The sequence below is a fragment of the Chryseobacterium sp. AG844 genome, from assembly GCF_003182335.1.
Taxonomy (GTDB): domain Bacteria; phylum Bacteroidota; class Bacteroidia; order Flavobacteriales; family Weeksellaceae; genus Chryseobacterium; species Chryseobacterium cupriresistens.
Genome location: NZ_QGTV01000013.1, coordinates 26278 through 43567 on the forward strand (window position 1 = coordinate 26278; position 17290 = coordinate 43567).

Here is a 17290-nt window from a genome sequence, read left to right on the forward strand (position 1 = left end):
CCAGAAACACATTTAAAAGTAATACAAGTTTTTTCATTTTTTTTGTTTTTAAATCTGGCACAAAGAAACAGCTAAATTGGGGGATTACACAAAAACAGCATGCGTATAAAGTACGTATACTTCAATACAATGATACTATTAAGATTGTGTTATTTTTTTGAAAATTTACCAACTATGTCAATATTTTTAGAAAAACAGAAATGTATTATGGATACATTTTAAATTTTATACAAGACATCCTATTATTTTAAGAAAATTATCAATCAACAAATAAAAAAAGAAAACCAGTAATTCTACTGATTTTCTCCTATTAGCAACTATTTAAATTTCTATCATCATGATGATTTTAGAAATATTTTTATACAACTTTCCGAATTTTCTGGATTGATGTGATATGCATTATAGTATAGAAAAAAATCTTTGAAAGCAATTTATTCCATGCAATGGCTCCAAAAAATATAGTGGATTAATTCAATACTCCATATGAATCTTTATTCTAGCTCTATACAAAAAAAGCAAATCATTCTATTTATTATAATATTTTTTGAAAAATTAATTATTTTTTTTAGGACTTTGTAATATTTATTATAATATAATTGGAAGTTTTATAATGTATACAACTACAATCTGTACTTTTATCTTAATTTGTCTGTTTTATCTTATCAATCGTGTAAATAACAAATAGACCTGCATTAGGGTAGTAGATCGGAAAATCTAAAAAACTGACAGTAATCTGCCCAGCAGAATAGCTCAATGTATGCCCCGCATTTGGATAACTAGGATTAATTACTGCATTGGCGAGTTTTTCAAGAGGTGTTCCGAAAACAGATTGACTGCTTGATAATGTAACTGCCGCATACGTATTATTATTTGTTGTTGCTCTTGCCTGTAACGAAGCTCCTAAATATGAGGTTCCTATAAAATAAATTGTAAAATCCACCATAACTCCGGCCACAGCACCTATAGAAGTTCCTGTAATTTTAGTAAGATATCCGTTTTCTAAAGTTAAGGGTATCGTTTGGGTATGGGTAGGAGCCATAGGACTGAATCCCAAATAAGTATTATAAGAAGATATTGATGTTTCTTTTGTAAGATCACCAGCAACATTAACACCAAGCCTGTAAAATAAGGCATCTTTCTGAACATCCGGTATCAATCTGAACCTCCCGTTTCCATTCACATCAAGGGTCTGAGTGGGAGTTGTGGTATTTATTCCTACTTGTGAATAAATCAATGAACAAAGAAACACATTTAAAAGTAATACAAGTTTTTTCATTTTTTTTGTTTTTAAATCTGGCACAAAGAAACAGCTAAATTGGGGGATTACACAAAAACAGCATACGTATAAAGTAAGTAGGATTCAATACAATAATACTATTAAGATTGCAATGTAAATGAAGTGTGTTATTTTTTTGAAAATTTACCAACTATGTCAATTTTTTTAGAAAACAGAAATGTATTATGGATACATTGTAAATTTTATACAAGACATCCTATTATTTTAAGAAAATTATCAATCAACAAATAAAAAAAGAAAACCAGTAATTCTACTGATTTTCTCCTATTAGCAACTATTTAAATTTCTATTATCATGATGATTTTAGAAACAATTTTACTGAACATTCAGAACATATTCTTTAATCTAAGAATTATAATGGAGTAAACATGATATGTAAAAAAGATACATCTTGCCGATAACTTGAAGGACCAGTAGTTATTGTTTCACAGTATATAACATCACCAGGAGAAAGCAATTTCACATAAGTTCCAGAAAAAACCATAATATTTCCTGCCTGACTCATCCCACTAAACCCCCATCTTTGTGAGCCAGCGTGAACATAAAATCCATAAGTAACAGCAGAATTAAGAGTATTCGACAGTTGTACTCCTGTTGAAATAGAATAAACGCCTGCTTTGGCAACAGTATAAGTATTATTTGCTGCATTCCAGATTCCATTTCCCGCCACATTAAGATTAACCGTTCCAAATACAACATTGTGATACGTACTATTACCTGAAAGATTAGTGGAAATATTTGTATTTTGTTCAGCATTAAATGCATTACTTGGAATTTTCAATGTGCTGAAAAAATCACTAGAACTAATCTGGGAAACATTACCAGCAGTATCAGTAAGTAAGATTCCTGAATTATCAGAATTGGTAACAACATCTACTGAACGAAACCTTACATTTCCATTCACATCAAGTGTTCTGGTAGGAGTAGCGGTATTAATTCCTACCTGTGAATACATCATCCCACCAAAAATAACACTTAAAAGTAACATAATTTTTTTCATGATTTTAATTTTAACATAAAGTAACAAAAAAAAACCAAGAGATGACCTCAAACATGATACGTATTAAGTACGTAAATTTTAATTCGTAATAATATTTTGAATCCATATATACAGATCTTCATCAGTAGGAATATTAAATTTTTTACGAATATTATATTTACGGGTCTGGACAGTTCGAGGAGATGTAAAAGTAAATTCTGCAATATCCTTAGTAGAAAAATTAAGAAATAAATAAGCACAAAAAGTAAGCTCACTTGTTTTTGAGCGAGGAGAAATTTCCAATAATTTATTTCTGAACTCGGGATATACTTCATTAAAACGGGTAAAAAACTCCGGCGAATTTTCTTTAGCCAGCTGAACAACTTCAAAAAATGCTCCGTCTAGTTTTTGCTGAAGAATTTCTTTTTCTTTTTCTTTCATCAGCAAAGCATTTTCCTTTTGCATCAGCGCCTGAGCTTTTTCTAAAATCAACTTTTTACTTCTTCTGTACATACGAAGATAAACCACAACTATCCCCAATAATATAACAAAGAAAAATATAGAAACCACAATTACAACTGTATAATTCTTCTCCGAAACTTTCTTAATCTTATCTTTGAGAATTTCATTGGAGATGTATTCTATTGATCGCTTATTTTGTAAGTTTAACCTATTTTCTAACAACAAGGCCTTCTGATTATATTCTTTTGATGCTGAAATATTCCCGCTCTTTGAATAGGCAGATGCTATCAGAGAATAAAGTTCAACTTCCTCAGGCTTAAATTTATTTCTCTTTACATTGTCTAAGGCTAAAAAATAATGTCTTAATGCAGCTTCCGGATTATTCCTGCTCATCTCCATAAGTCCCCTTCCCTTTTCGTTGGCTGCTGTATAAGGAAAACTGTATTTCCTCATCAGATGGTCCGCTTTAGCAAAAGAATATGCTGCAGAGTCATACTTGCTTTTATGGGTATAATAATTTCCTAGTGAAGAATAAAAATTAATTGCATTCGCAAAAACACTTTCTTCATTGGAATTATTTAGAACATTTTCTTGCTTTTTTAAATACACATACATTGAATCGAACTTTTCAGCTTCCTCATAAGAGTCAGCTAAATTTTGAAAAGCCAGAGACAATGCCTGATTTCGTTTATCCTCATGTTTTATTTTATCAATGTAGCCAATTCCTTCTTTGAATATTTGAATTGCTCTATTCTTAAACTGCATATTATTATATATCCTACCTTTGATCCTGCATATTTCCGAAAGCTCTACAAAATCAGATTGTGCAAATTTTTCCTTTTCTGCAATAGAAAGATATCTGAGGGCTTTTTGATAATCCCCTAATTCATACAATCCACTCGCAATAAATACACAGGAAACAGCCTTTCCTTTTGAATATCCAATTTGCTCACTTTTAGAAAGTGCTGTTTTTGAGTTTGATATAAGTTTTACAATATCAAGATTGAATTGTTCATTATAGGCAGCCAGTATAAGGCTGTCTACTTCTTTTTGAGTGGGAAGCTGGGCAGCAAAAAAAAGAGGAAAGAAGAAGAGTGTCAATAAATTTTTTTTAATCATAGATGAATTTTTCTCTGTTGTATTCTTTAGCAAAATAATAATTATCTTAACGCAACCAATGAAACTTTGCTGTGGTATTTATTCTTACGAACCAATTCCTATTTGAGCGCCAACGTGAAAACAAAAAACACATCATCATTGAGCCTGTTAGGGTATCCAATTAGTTTCAATTTGAATTAAATCAAATTGAAATTGCTTTAATTTGAAAAAAATCACACACCGCTGTCATCTTTTAATAATAATTCCTAACAGGAATACTATGTGCGGCAAATTTACAACAATCCTATAAAAAAGGACTTACTGCATTCACACTCAAAAACATAAAACACTGATATATAACACATTATACTTAATTGCAGTATAAATGCAGTAACGCAAGAATCTCAATAACGCTCTTTGTTACAGCATTAAGATCCATTTATTAAAATCAATATCAGCCGCAAACCCAAGTTTTTTTCTAAGTCTGTATTTCTGTGATTCAACAGTACGGATAGATATATGGTTGTACTGGGCTATTTCTTTATTAGAAAAGTTAAGCCTTACTAATGCACAAAGTTTGAATTCTTTAGGAGTAATGTTAGGACACTGCAGTAATAAACTGTTAAAGAATTGAGGGTAAGCCTCTTCAAATTTCCCCAGGAATGCAGGATCATTATGGATAGCCAGCTGTACCAGTTCATCAATGGATGAAGACAATTTCTTCTTAAGAATTTCCGTTTCCCTTTCTTTCTCCTTAATCAGGAAATCCTTTTGCTTCTCTCTATTTTTGCTCCTTTTACGAAGAAATGCAAATAATATGAAGCTAAGTAAAACGAGACCAACGAATATATAGTAAAAAGTATATTTTTTTTGTTTTTCACTTTCAATATTTTCATTGATAATTTTCCTTATCGGAATTTCTAAGATATTTCTCTCCACACTATTAAGACTATCATTTAATGCAGTATATTTTTCCAAATATTTATTTGCTCCTTCAATATTATTCTGTTTCTTATAGGTTTCATAAATGTGTTGATAAGTGGCTCTCTCAGACTTTTTCAATCCAATCTTCCTAACTAGTTCTAAAGACTGGAAGTAGTATTTCAAAGCTTTCTCATATTCTTTCTTCGCAAAGCAAAGCTCTCCATAAGACAACAATATCCTAGATTTGCTTTCGGCAGGTACCTGATTGAAAAAAGAATCAGCTTTATTAAGATAGTACTCTGCTGAATCTAGCTTTTTGCCTTTGAGATTTCTTTCGGCCAGAGAGACGTATAATGCAGAATTCACGGGTAACTTGCGTTCCATGGCATACACAGAATCCATGATACCTTTTTCCGTAAAAGCAATCATTTTCTGATTATAAATATAATTGAGTCTCCTGTTTCTTTCTTCTTTATCAGAAATTCTATAGGCAAGACGAATAGCCTTATTAAAACTTAAAAGTGATTCCTTATATAAGCCCAAACCGTGATAGTTCTTACCATAAATTATATTCAGCCTTGTTATCAGAATCGGATCATTAAATTCTTTTAACATTTTCTCTGAAACCGAAAGAAAGTAAAAACTTTCTTTATTCCTGTTTAGACCACATAAATAATTGGCTAAATTGATATATCCGCGGATCTCACCTTTAGTGTAATGTAGTTCCTGAGACCGCTTCAGCAATTTCTTTTCCAGAACAATTACTCCGTTATAATCACCATTTTCCATCAGCCTTTTGATCTCTTTCGTTTGCAAACTGTCTATATCTAGTTCTGAATACCTCTGTGCACTCAATTTTATTGTGAAAATTAAAAGTAAAAGGGCAATTATATATCCCCTATTGTAGTTTAAAATCATAATTGTACTCTTAAATATATCATCATTAAAACTTCCCCCTTCTACGAGAATAATCTACTTGCCAAAACATATGGAAATAAGGTATAAATAGTCACATTTCCTGTTATTACAAAGATATTATTTCGGATGTAATTTTTCACTAACCTCTTTTATTCAAAGCATAATAAAAGTCGTAAAAAAGGAAATAAAAATAAGACAACACTTATTAACATATACTTTAATAGGGATTTACACAAAAAGTTTTCATCATTAAATGGTATAGAATTAATTATAAAAAAATTTCATGTTACCTAAGCTTGTGATAAAGCTAGTTTTCTACAGTTTTTTCAAATTAAATATTCCGTCTCTATCTTCAATAAATTACCTTTACAGTTTCAATAGATAACAATTTTCTAAAAATTTCAAAAGAATGATGTCAACACCGCCTACATTATATGAATGTATATGTAAATATCAAAAATTCTTTTCTAAAAAGATTATTATCAACGAATAAAAAGCCCATAATTTTGTTGTTTTCATCACCTGAATTCTCGTCATTAGTTAATATATTAACATCAAGTTCTAATGAAAAAGGGCTTTCATTTGGTATTACTTTTTTAGCAGATTCCATGGTTTTATTAATTGATATAAATATAATAAAAAAGGAATCACGAGCACTTATAAATAAAAATCTTATTAGTATAAAATATAATTTGTACATATTTAGAAGTTTAAGATCTCCAAACCAATGGCTCGATAACTGTTCCTGTGAACCTGCTTAAGTTTATATCGTTACTATATACGGAATAATTACTGATGAATCCCCTCCGACCAATTCATTTTTATTATCGAAGATTTCACCAGCGCGTCTGCTTAAAGATTTCGGGAAAACTTGCTAAAACTCTCCCTTATTAACTGATGAACATCTGATAACTTGTAATATAACTTTCCACTAATTGTGTAATAAGGCAGTTTTTTATCAGAACGATACCTCTGCAGTGTCCTTGAACTGATCTTAAGTAATTGCAAAACATCCTGGTTGTCCAGTAACTGCTCTCCGTCAATACTATTCAAATCATTTTGCTTTCGACTTAATTTTTCGCCAAGAATATCAAATCGGGTCATAATACGCTCCATCCATACCATAAATTCTGTTCTGTCAATGTTCATGATATTTGCTTTTAAGAGCAAAGCAAAGTTTACATTTTATTGAAAATTCTTTTGGTAGGCTCTCATAACTACCGAAAGATTGTTCGCAAAAAAACATAAGCTCAATTCATTGATCACAATCTGTAAAAAACTGATTAAGATTATCGTTTAAAAGCCGAAGAAACTTAGTTCTGTTAATTTTCCTGCTTTTAATTTCATGGAGTGTCTTATAAAAGTTCCCTAAATTAACATTCAGAGATTTTTCGGTAAAGCGTATTACCTCACTGAATTCAATATTTCCGCCATTGAAACAGCAGGTTTGATGAAGTGCGTAGAGAAGTTCAACCAATCCTGACTTTGAAGCGGACCAGTTCAGGGGCGACCTGTCAGTGACTTTCTCAAAAATGTATCCTTCTGTCTGGCTGATCGATTTTAAAAGATATTTCTCTAAAAGATCATTGGCTATAATCTGAGCAATCAGGTGATCATGCGACGTGGCAAACTTTTCATCATAATTATACAGCCCAGATTGAAGCTTTGTTTTGAGATCAAATTGATTCCTGACAAAATATTTCTGGTCCAGAAATGTTGCTTTCCTTCTGTAATATTCATAAAAGTCAATATGCTGCTGATAAAAATCTTTAATCAATTGCAATTCACAATTATAATATTCTTTAAGACTTACTTGTCCTGCATTCGGTTTAGCTGCCTCAATAGCTAATAAATTCGAATAATAAATAAAACGCGAAATAAAAAGCGGCTTGAGTTCTTTAAAAAAATAAATTTCATCCGCTACGGATGAAAATTCAAGTTTGGCTACCATTGATTTGATGAGTCTTATGGCTGTGTCAATTTCCATTAAAGATTTTTCGCAGGCTCCTATCCTATCTTCACAATGAGCAGAATCAATCATCTCTAATTTTTTGTCCAGTTCTGTTTGTAATTCTTTGCACTTTTTAAAAAACAGCTGTATTTCCATATTTTTATTTAAAAAGTACAAAAATTAATCAAATCATCTTTTCATCAATCCAGAACAGTACCATCATTATTTTTTTCATTCTCAATATTCTGGATAAACTCAGCAGGACTCATTGAAGTCATTTCATGAAACAATTTAGAAAAGTTTGATCTGTTGGAAAAACCGCATTCTTTAGAGAGGTCATCAACCGCATATTTTCGCCATAGAGAATCGTGAATAAGCCTTTCTTTTGCATATATAATTCTTAACCGGTTAATGTAAGCATTAAAATTGCAGCCTTTATGCTCATTGATAATGGCAGATAAATATGCTGTATTGGTCTTCAGTTTCTTGGCCAGCTGGTTTTGTGTCAGTCCCTTTTCAAGATAAAAATTTTTCTCTTCCATTTGCCGCAGCTTACTTAGAATGTCTTCCACCAAATGTTCAGGCAGCCTGGAAGTCTTGACACTACTGCTCTGCTTAGGATCATCCTGATCTGGTTGAACATACTCCTTTTCCTTTTTATTTTTTTTCCTTGTTCTGTAATAACCTGCTACAGAAAACACTAAAACACTGATGAACGAAAGCAGTGCTATGGTATAAACGTAGTACGAGGTATTTTCCAATTTTTTCTTTGACTCCATCAGATCTTGTGTATCATATTCTTTATGAATCCTGGTTGAGAGATACTTAAAATCTGCAGATAATATTTTATCGAATTTCAATAATTGTCTAGTATAGTAAAGTTCTTGTTTATGATCTTTCTTATTTCTATAATAATCAATAAGCAGCTCATATGTTTCTCTGGTCGCTGGTAAAACAAAATTATTTTGCTGAAATACAGAATCCACTTTTTTAAGAAAACCTATACCTTCATCGTCTTTTTTATTTCTTAGCAGAATTTTACCTTTCAAAAAGTAAATCAATGAGACATTCGTAAAGTCATTTATCTTTTCAATAGCTCCTATAGCAGTATCAAAATCCGACAGTGCCTCTTTATCCTTATTATTAAGATAGCCCAGCACTGCTTTAAGTTTATAAAAGTAACTCCTTTCCAGATCAAAATCTTTATCATTTGATGATTGCTCCAGACCCTGTTCTATAAGCACTGAGGCTTCCTGATACCTGCCAAGCAGGACAAGACAGATACCCATTTGGTTAAGGCTGTTCAGATAGCCTTTCTTTCTGTTATATCGAAGGTTGGGAAGTGTTTCCGAAGTATGGGGTTTATTATAGTATTTGCTGCATTGTAAAAAGATACTAAGAGCTTCCTCATAATATCCCAGGTAGCTTTTAACCACTCCTATATGATAGAGATTTTTGTAGTAGAGATAAGAATTATCAGAATTTTTTAGATATTTCCAGGCCTTTAGATATTCATCTAAGGCTTTCTGATATTTACGTAACGTGAAATAATATATACTGCCCTTAAGGTATCGCTAGTTTTTTCTGCTGTTTTCAGTTCTTCGTTTATATTGTTATCCATGACTTAAATATTGAGTAAAGATTTAAGATACAAAGAGAAAAAAGTTTTTTACTTCAATGGCCGCTGATTATCAATATTTGGCACTGAGTGACACTACAAAGTGAAATTAAAAACATACAAAAAACAAAATCAGAATAGGAAAATTCCTACTCTGATTTAAGTATATTTGAAATATTAAACTAGTCCATCTTTTTCAGGACTAGTCATTGTTAACTTATTAAATAATAAATAAACAATGATACCACTTTGAGAACCCGTTCCTGATTATTAAAATATATCAATGTAAAATCATTTACTATTTATAATCATCTTATATACTTGCTCTACAAAGTAAAAATGCAATTCATTGGGGATAGTGTATTAAATACTTCCATTAAGATTAATAGATTAATGCTTATCATATTTGAATTGCTGATAATTTGTTATAAACGTCTTCTTTGGGCATAACATTTTTGAAATTACTGTCATTCTTAAATTTCTGCCGTATCTTTTTTATTTGTTCAATATTTACTCCATATAAGTTATCTTCTAATTCCATATAGTCAAATTCATTCATATATAGGTTTGCAATGGTCTTCATAAAATAGCTAAGACAGTCTTTTTTAAATTTAAGATCTACTTTTTCATTATAAAATATATCATCCATTATATCGATCTCTAAATATTTATATGTAAACTCTACCAAAGAATACAAAGAAAAAGGACTGGTAAAATTTTCAATCAAAGTGATTACATCATTAAAAGTTAGCTTTTCCCATAGCTCTGGTAAACATACAAATAACTGAACACTATAGGTCGGGTTCATTTTTTCTAAATTGTAAAAAAGAAATTCTAAATGATTCGCTGATAATATTCTTCCTAAATAATTATTATCAACTATATAAAATCTGTCTATTGGGTAATATTTTAACTGTTCTGTTTTTCTATCATTAAACAAAGAATCTGATAATTCTTTTATAGGCAATGTGATATTAATTTTACTCATTATTCTTTAAATATTGTTAACTTAGCGTTACTTGTGTTTACTCCTGCTTTAGATATTATTGAGGGGAAACTTTGTGCTTCCCGAGCAGAAGGAGCGTAATGTCCAGAAACATTATTTATTTCTACTATTTGACCATTGTGCAATCTTATCTGCCCCGCGGCTTGTACATTACTAGCTTCCCCTGACAAATAATAATGACCAGATCCAACTTTTAAATCTCCTGATTTAGTAACAACAAAATCAAAACGTCCATTCGCATTACCTCCTATCGAAATATTACCTTCTTTTACTGTTAATCCTAAGCTTTCACCAACTTGTGGCGCTGTACTTTTTGCAGGTATTAAATTGCTTGCTTCTTCAATTGCATTAACTGCTTTTGTTGCTCGCCCATAGCCCCCCCACATATTGTATCCACCACCACCGAAATCTAGCATTTCTTCTCTTTTACTATTCCCAATTAATCGAAAAATCCTATCTGTTTTTGTTTCTCCTTCATTATAAAATGGGCTAGCCTGCCATTGGCGATAAGAGTTTAATCCTCCATATTTATCGGCATTGGTCTTAGAACTATATTGATGAGCAAGAGCATTTTGGATTGCATTCCAAGTTCTTATTAGAAAATTATTTGTTTTCCGTCTAACCGTTATTACAATTTCCTCTATATTATAAGTTTTTCCATCAGTTCCATCTCCCGGACCTCCGACAGGAGCTCTCCCATCAGGATCAATAAATCTTATTGGATTATTAAAAGTATAGTTATAAGGACTATAACTCCTCATTTCAGTAGCCAATGGATCGACTACTCCCCATCTACCCAAATCAGGCATATAGAATCTAGCTCCATAATCATACATTCCAGTTTCTTGAAGCTCCTTGCCGTTGTATTTATACTGATAAGCATTCTGCGTTGTAGCTGTATAATTATGCAGTAATCCAAAAGGATAAAAATCATTTACTTCTACAATTTCTCCCGGCTTCCATTCTCCCAGGCAACCAAATATTGGGGAACATGTTGATGTATTATATCTCCTTGGCTGGATAGTACCATCTCCATTTGTATCGGTATAACTTAATCTTACATTTCCCAGATGATCTGTAAAATTATAGACATACTTGTTGAGAAGCGCATCATAATATCCTTCAGAAGTAGGAATTATCCTCAATTTCAATTCTGGAATCTCATTGGGATCAGGAATGAAAGTTCCTTCACCATCCCATGATTCTCTTAAAAATGTAGATTTATACTGGAAGCCATCCAGATAATGGGTCTCCAGATCTCCAAAAAGCTTCTTTACTTTTACCCCATCTGCTCTGTAAAGATAGCTTGTCAATTTTGAGTTTTGGGTAATCTTATCTGGTAAATTTAAATAATTATATTCAATAGAGGAAATCCCTTTATCCAAATGTTTAGTCATGTTTCCATTCCCATAGAGATTTCCATTATCATATTCAATAGAATTAGGAACAGCAAGATAAGGGTAACCTGAAGGATTCTGCTGTTCATCGATTACTTTTATCAGCCTGTTTCCGGAGTAATCATATTTAAGATTATCGATACTCACTGCCACAGTACTTCCCGGAAGAATACCTTCGGATCTTTTAAGCCGTGTAATATTCCCGTTAAGATCATATTCCGGCTTTTCAAAATATTCTTTAGCAACTTCTGCTCCTGTTTTCTGATAGAACCCCGCAGACAACCTGTTTAAACTATCATAAACATACCCATATCTTTTCAACGGCTCATTATCTTCTGTTAAGGTTTTCCATGATACTTCAGCGATATTTCCGTTATATTTTGGTTTTACCTTTAAATCAGAAAAATCCGAGTTAGGCATTTCCAATCCTTCTATCTGATTATAATTGATCTTATAACCAAAAAGATCGCTCCCTAAGTTGGCAGGATCGTTGATCTTTGTCATCCAGCCCCGGATATTGTATTGGTAATCTATGGTCTGTAATGGGGATGCAGCAACCGTTCCTCCTACTTTCTTAGATTCCAGCTGGGAGATTTCATTGTACTTATTCTGAGCGAGGTATTCAACAGGGTTGCTGCCCACCTGATGGGTGTGGGTCAGAAGCCTGTTCTGAGGATCATAGGTGAATTTTTCTACGATAGCCTTTTCAGGATCTGCAGCAAGTCTTTTATGATAATTATTGGTCTGAAGGATAACACCTGCAAAATCAAGTTTATTGTTGACCACGGTATATCCTCCTAAATGATTGTTACTTCTTGAACCAATGTTCCTTCCTTTGGTATCATACCATATAAAATTTCTGGTCCATTTATCATCTTCTATATTTTTGATATAGGAAGCAGTAAGAAGTCCTTTGGTCGTTTGTTCATTAGCTGGATTATCGGTAAGAAGAGGCTGGGCAAACACATTGGTGATCGCAGAGGAGCCTGCAGGATAAGTATCATAATAATTAACACTTAAGACCTGTGCCAGACTTCCCGGGAGAGCCCTATTGGTATAATAAATAGGCATTCCGCTTACTGTAAAAGAACCAGCGCTTCTTATCTCAAACGTATAAGCAGCTCCTGTAATAGTAGTTTGCAAAGACTGTCTCGTACTATTATTATTGGTAATAGCTGTAATCACTACTCTTCCAAACTGATCATATTTGGTAACAAACCATTGTCCTTTTGTTCTTAATAGAGCATCCTGACTCATTACCAGCTGATCGGCATTGTTATAGATCAAATATTCCCAGCCCTTACCAGGAAGCTTCTTTTCTACAAGACGGTTTCTTCCATCATATTTATACTGATAGCATAAATCATTCAGTACGGTATTAGGATCTGCTTCTACAGAGGCTTTGGGAGGGATCACAAACGCCAATTGGTTATAATCATTGAAAACATAATAGGTATTGGCGCTTTCTGTAGCACTGATTACTTTTCTGACCAATATAACCTGCCCCTGTCCGTTTTTAAATTCTATAGTTGTGTTTCCGTCTTCATCGGTTACCGTATTTTTATACAGCTGCCCTGTTCCGTAGGAACCTGATAAAATTAGTTGAGAAGTAAAATTGTTATAATCAAAAGTGGCAGTATATCTTTTAACCTCGCCATCAGCATTGGCATCATATCCAAATTGTACAGGTCTGCTATCCCAGGCAGTTCCCACTTGTTTTTGTGCTAAAACACGGTCTAAGGGCGAGTTTTCAATAATCTTCTCTGAATAGATTTTCTCTGAACCATAAGGGGTACTGCTCACATTGGCTAATGGATCGGTAATAATACCACCATTGAGAGTTCCTCCCTGTGGAATAGGAAGGTAGTCCTCAACCTGCCTTCCAAACCGATCATATTTAATGGGTATAACTACATCTTTTCCTAATGGAGAGGCTTTTACATTAACAATTTGTTTGGGTCTTCCCAACCCGTCAAAATACTGAACGGTTTCTGAACTTTTAACATTGGGGAGCGTAGGATCTGATAAATACGTTTTTGAATAAACATAATTTTCGGTATTGGTAAGCTGTGCCTGGGTAGTTCCAATTATAAGAATCCCTACAGGAATTATAAGTTTTTTCATGATGGTGTTTAATTTTTATAATTGTATTTGAATTCTTTCAGCGTCTTATAAATCATATTTCCACTGCTGTCTTTTTCCTGCTGACGGATTTCTTTTAATCGGTTTGATGGATCATAGATATAAAACTCACTAATTCCTGATGGTGGCGTGATACTTCTTACTCCAACTAATGGATCATAGGTGTAGGTGGTAATCTGATAACCGGACAATCCAGTATTAGCTCTGAAGGTATTCAATGCTGATAAGAAGGCAGTTTCATCATTGTTGGGAGCTGCTGATGCATCTGTATTGGAAGCTGTCACAATAGAATCAATTAAGGACTGCTGAATATCAGCTAATTTGGCTCCTTCTATTTTGGCAATGGGCTGGGTTTGGTTGTAACCCCAAACGATCACTGTTGAAACACCATTTTTTGCAGTATATTGTTGTAAATTTCCTTTGGAATCGTATTGATTATAGACAACCATTTTTTCCATATCGTCAGAGTACAAATTTTTGTTAAGCACTTCATAAGGTATTGGAAGGCTTGACGTTTTTAAGTCTGCATCAGCTTGGGATAATGGATATTGAGTTTTTATTTTGGAAATAATATTACTATTCTTTTTTACTTCAGTTTCCAGTGGAATTCCAGTAATTCCTTTACTAAATAAATAAGGATTATTACCTCCTTCAGAATATTTATAACTTGTAATTATAGTCTGGTCAGGATTTATTGCTTCATGTTTCTCAACTGATCCAAGGGTATTATAAGTGAAATGTTCTTTGCTTTCGATAATTTTATTGCCAAAATATCGTTGGGTCATTATAGAATCAATTTTATGAGATTCTGCCATCATAGGAGTAGTATAAAAATGATATTTAGCAATACCATCATACTCTCCCGTTGAGGCTATCATAGGATCTTTTCCACTCAATAAAAACTTCTTTTCAGCCCTAACACTATAAAATTGATTAAATGGTAATAAATTTTTATATTTATATGTCACAGATTCAATAACATTATTATCTTCATTTCTGGTCACTTTTTGTTGTAAAAGTCCATTATGCTGATTTTTAATTACAGGAAAATAATCTGCTACAGTATTTTCTGTATTCCAATAATGATATTCTGTTTTTCCTTTTATTTGTAAAGGATTATTAACATTCACTGTACTTTCCGTAACTTTAGCATATCCCACAGCATCATACTCACCAGAAGATATCTGATCCGTAATTGACCAAAAACTATTATAAGAATAGGAGTCAGAACAGTTAGTTGCCTGTCCGCAGCTAAAACAATAATAATCTTTTTGCCTTAAAGGACTTATTGTATTTTGAAGAACACCACTTTCATATTCATATTGTTTCCATTCTGCTAAAGTTCCTTGACTGGAATAATTTTTTAAGGATTTTATTCTCGGTCCGTGACCATAAGAAGTAAAATTACTGTCTATATCTGGTTTTTTAACGATGGTAAAAGAGACCCTTATTCCCGCGGAATGGTAAATATCTGCAGCTTGATACATATTGTTATCAATATTTAAAACCACTCTATTTTGAATTGTAGGATCATTATAATTGATAAAGTTGAATACCCCATCCATCTGAAAATTATAATTCTGACTGAAATCAGCATTATTAGTAAGTTCCCCAAACTTCCATTCTTTAATAACTTCCAATACAGTTTCCCCGCCACCTGCATTCTTTTTAATTTTTAACAGTTTAATACTGGCATTAGCATTAGTCATCTGATAATAGTTATATCTTTTAGACTGTGGTCCAGTAGGACCACCATCAAATCCTCCTGAAAATTCAGCATGAAAGTTCAAAGAAACTCCTTTGTCATATGGAAAATCATATATATTGTTTAAAGGGCTATATCCTCCGATACCATTATTATTTAGATGAATTGTTTCGGATAGGTTGAATATCTGGTCATGGCTGGGAATAAACTGATTCTTAAAGGAATTAAGCTCGTATTCATAATCAGTATATCCTTTAGTAGGATATTCAATTCTTTTAAGCATATAAGAACTTACAAAGTCTTTATTAGAATATCTATTATTTCCTTCGTAAGATACAGGTACACCCATAGCAGGAGTGAGGTAAAAGCTTAAATCAGGTAATAAATTATTATTATAGTGTCCGTTATAATATCCCCAGAAGTCTTTAGCAAAAGAAACTTTTGAAGGTAAGGTAACGGAAAGGTCATAGTCAAATTTAAATTCTTCATTGTTATTGATCTTGTTACCCATATTATCATAAGTAAAAAAAGAAACTTTATCCAACTTTAATCTTTTACCAAATGCATCTTTCATCTGAGTAAAGTTCTGCAATTCAGTAATAGCAGATGGAAAATCCTCCTGATAAGGGAAATAGGTGTAAATAAAATCTAAAGATTTAAATTTTTTGTTATTTCTTCTATTTATAAAGTCAATAGATTCAAGTCTTTTAAGGTTGTTCCAACTGTAGAGATTAATATCCTGTCTGTCACCAAGATTAAAAATGATTTCCAGATCATCGGTTTTAATTTTTTGCAAAATTTTCACATTACTATTATTTAATGTGGCTTGTGCTGGCTCAAACTGATAATTTATTTTTCCATAACACATATCAGTGGGCCCTAAGCTATAAGCAGAAGTTCTGATATTTCTCTGTTGGGAAAAAGAATAAAAATTATAATTTGCATCCTGATACTCAAAAGAGATCTGCTTCGTATTTGGAAATACTATTGTACTAATTTTATAGCTTCTACTGGAAAATTCTTCTGATAAAGATGTTCCATTGTAGCTGGAAAATATTTCTTTGTACCCAAAATAATATTTTATCCCATTATCATCAGTAGCTATGATCTGATCATTAAAGACTTCAAATTTTATATTTTCACTTTTCTCCAACTGAATAATCTCGCGGGTTTGTAGATTAATGAAAAAGCTTCCGGTATGCCCAAAGAAATTAAATCTGAAAATGTCAACCTCAGCATTTTTTCTATACACTATATCATTTACAACTGTGCTTCCATCAGATCCGCTTGGAGATGATGGAGGGAAACATCCGGGGTTTTGCTGGTTACCGATAGTACACCAATCATAATCAACAAATCCTTTTTGTTTTACCACTTTAAATCTTCCAGTTCCTCCCGGATATAATTCGAGTCTGTTATAAAATGGAATATATTCGTTTGGAGTAGCATAACTTACATCATTCTGATCCGCCTTTCCTTTGACATCTTGATATATTACGCCCTCAGGCATCAAATTCCAGCCTAATCCCACCCATGTAGCCTGATCATCCAGCTTAATACCCGAAGCATTATAGTTCAAATTAATAGGCAGTTCAAATCCTCCTTCACGAATTGTATAGATAGGAACATTCGTTTGTGCTACTCCCGTATATGTACCGACTGGAATATCTCCATACCTTTTGAACATTGCAACTTCAGGTGAAGTGGGAAGGTTAACATTATTTTGATTTTGTGCATTTAAGTCAGCTAAATTTAAAAGCCACAATATTATGACAAATACCTTTTTCATTATT

The 17290-nt window shown here is 32.5% G+C and carries 11 protein-coding genes; all 11 read right to left on the bottom strand.

The genetic code is table 11. The features are described 5' to 3' along the window. Window positions 1-640 precede the first annotated feature (640 nt). Window positions 641-1276, bottom strand: coding sequence for a hypothetical protein (locus DEU40_RS13640; protein ID WP_110010338.1), 636 nt, complete (start codon window positions 1274-1276; stop codon window positions 641-643). A 373-nt stretch (window positions 1277-1649) separates the two neighbouring features. Next, window positions 1650-2297, bottom strand: coding sequence for a hypothetical protein (locus tag DEU40_RS13645; RefSeq protein WP_110010339.1), 648 nt, complete (start codon window positions 2295-2297; stop codon window positions 1650-1652). Window positions 2298-2375: 78 nt separating this feature from the next. Further along, window positions 2376-3857, bottom strand: coding sequence for a tetratricopeptide repeat protein (locus DEU40_RS13650; RefSeq protein WP_110010340.1), 1482 nt, complete (start codon window positions 3855-3857; stop codon window positions 2376-2378). A gap of 399 nt (window positions 3858-4256) precedes the next feature. Continuing rightward, on the bottom strand, window positions 4257-5615 hold the full coding sequence (locus DEU40_RS13655; RefSeq protein WP_181397969.1) for a tetratricopeptide repeat protein: 1359 nt from the start codon (window positions 5613-5615) through the stop codon (window positions 4257-4259). Window positions 5616-6108: 493 nt separating this feature from the next. After that, entirely contained in the window at window positions 6109-6288 is a 180-nt protein-coding gene (locus DEU40_RS13660) for a hypothetical protein (RefSeq protein ID WP_137905843.1), read from the bottom strand. Window positions 6289-6530: 242 nt separating this feature from the next. Further along, window positions 6531-6827, bottom strand: coding sequence for a helix-turn-helix domain-containing protein (locus DEU40_RS13665; RefSeq protein ID WP_110010343.1), 297 nt, complete (start codon window positions 6825-6827; stop codon window positions 6531-6533). A gap of 106 nt (window positions 6828-6933) precedes the next feature. Next, a complete protein-coding gene (locus tag DEU40_RS13670; protein WP_110010344.1) occupies window positions 6934-7785 on the bottom strand; it encodes an RteC domain-containing protein in 852 nt (283 codons plus the stop codon). 44 nt (window positions 7786-7829) lie between these two features. Further along, a complete protein-coding gene (locus tag DEU40_RS13675) occupies window positions 7830-9065 on the bottom strand; it encodes a helix-turn-helix domain-containing protein (protein ID WP_137905841.1) in 1236 nt (411 codons plus the stop codon). A 582-nt stretch (window positions 9066-9647) separates the two neighbouring features. Further along, window positions 9648-10235 carry a hypothetical protein gene (locus DEU40_RS13680; protein WP_110010346.1) on the bottom strand — a complete coding sequence of 196 codons (588 nt, stop codon included), beginning with the start codon at window positions 10233-10235 and terminating at the stop codon, window positions 9648-9650. After that, window positions 10235-13774, bottom strand: coding sequence for a DUF6443 domain-containing protein (locus DEU40_RS13685; RefSeq protein WP_110010347.1), 3540 nt, complete (start codon window positions 13772-13774; stop codon window positions 10235-10237). The genes DEU40_RS13680 and DEU40_RS13685 overlap by 1 nt, the downstream gene beginning before the upstream one ends. 8 nt (window positions 13775-13782) lie before the next feature. Next, window positions 13783-17286: a hypothetical protein gene (locus DEU40_RS13690; protein WP_146207860.1), complete on the bottom strand. Its 3504-nt coding sequence runs from the start codon at window positions 17284-17286 to the stop codon at window positions 13783-13785. Window positions 17287-17290 lie beyond the last annotated feature (4 nt).

Coding starts and splice junctions, on each gene's coding strand:
- DEU40_RS13690 (WP_146207860.1), bottom strand. CDS start 17,286: ATGAAAAAGGTATTTGTCATAATATTGTGGCTTTTAAATTTAGCTGAC.
- DEU40_RS13650 (WP_110010340.1), bottom strand. CDS start 3,857: ATGATTAAAAAAAATTTATTGACACTCTTCTTCTTTCCTCTTTTTTTT.
- DEU40_RS13670 (WP_110010344.1), bottom strand. CDS start 7,785: ATGGAAATACAGCTGTTTTTTAAAAAGTGCAAAGAATTACAAACAGAA.
- DEU40_RS13640 (WP_110010338.1), bottom strand. CDS start 1,276: ATGAAAAAACTTGTATTACTTTTAAATGTGTTTCTTTGTTCATTGATT.
- DEU40_RS13680 (WP_110010346.1), bottom strand. CDS start 10,235: ATGAGTAAAATTAATATCACATTGCCTATAAAAGAATTATCAGATTCT.
- DEU40_RS13685 (WP_110010347.1), bottom strand. CDS start 13,774: ATGAAAAAACTTATAATTCCTGTAGGGATTCTTATAATTGGAACTACC.
- DEU40_RS13660 (WP_137905843.1), bottom strand. CDS start 6,288: ATGGAATCTGCTAAAAAAGTAATACCAAATGAAAGCCCTTTTTCATTA.
- DEU40_RS13665 (WP_110010343.1), bottom strand. CDS start 6,827: ATGAACATTGACAGAACAGAATTTATGGTATGGATGGAGCGTATTATG.
- DEU40_RS13645 (WP_110010339.1), bottom strand. CDS start 2,297: ATGAAAAAAATTATGTTACTTTTAAGTGTTATTTTTGGTGGGATGATG.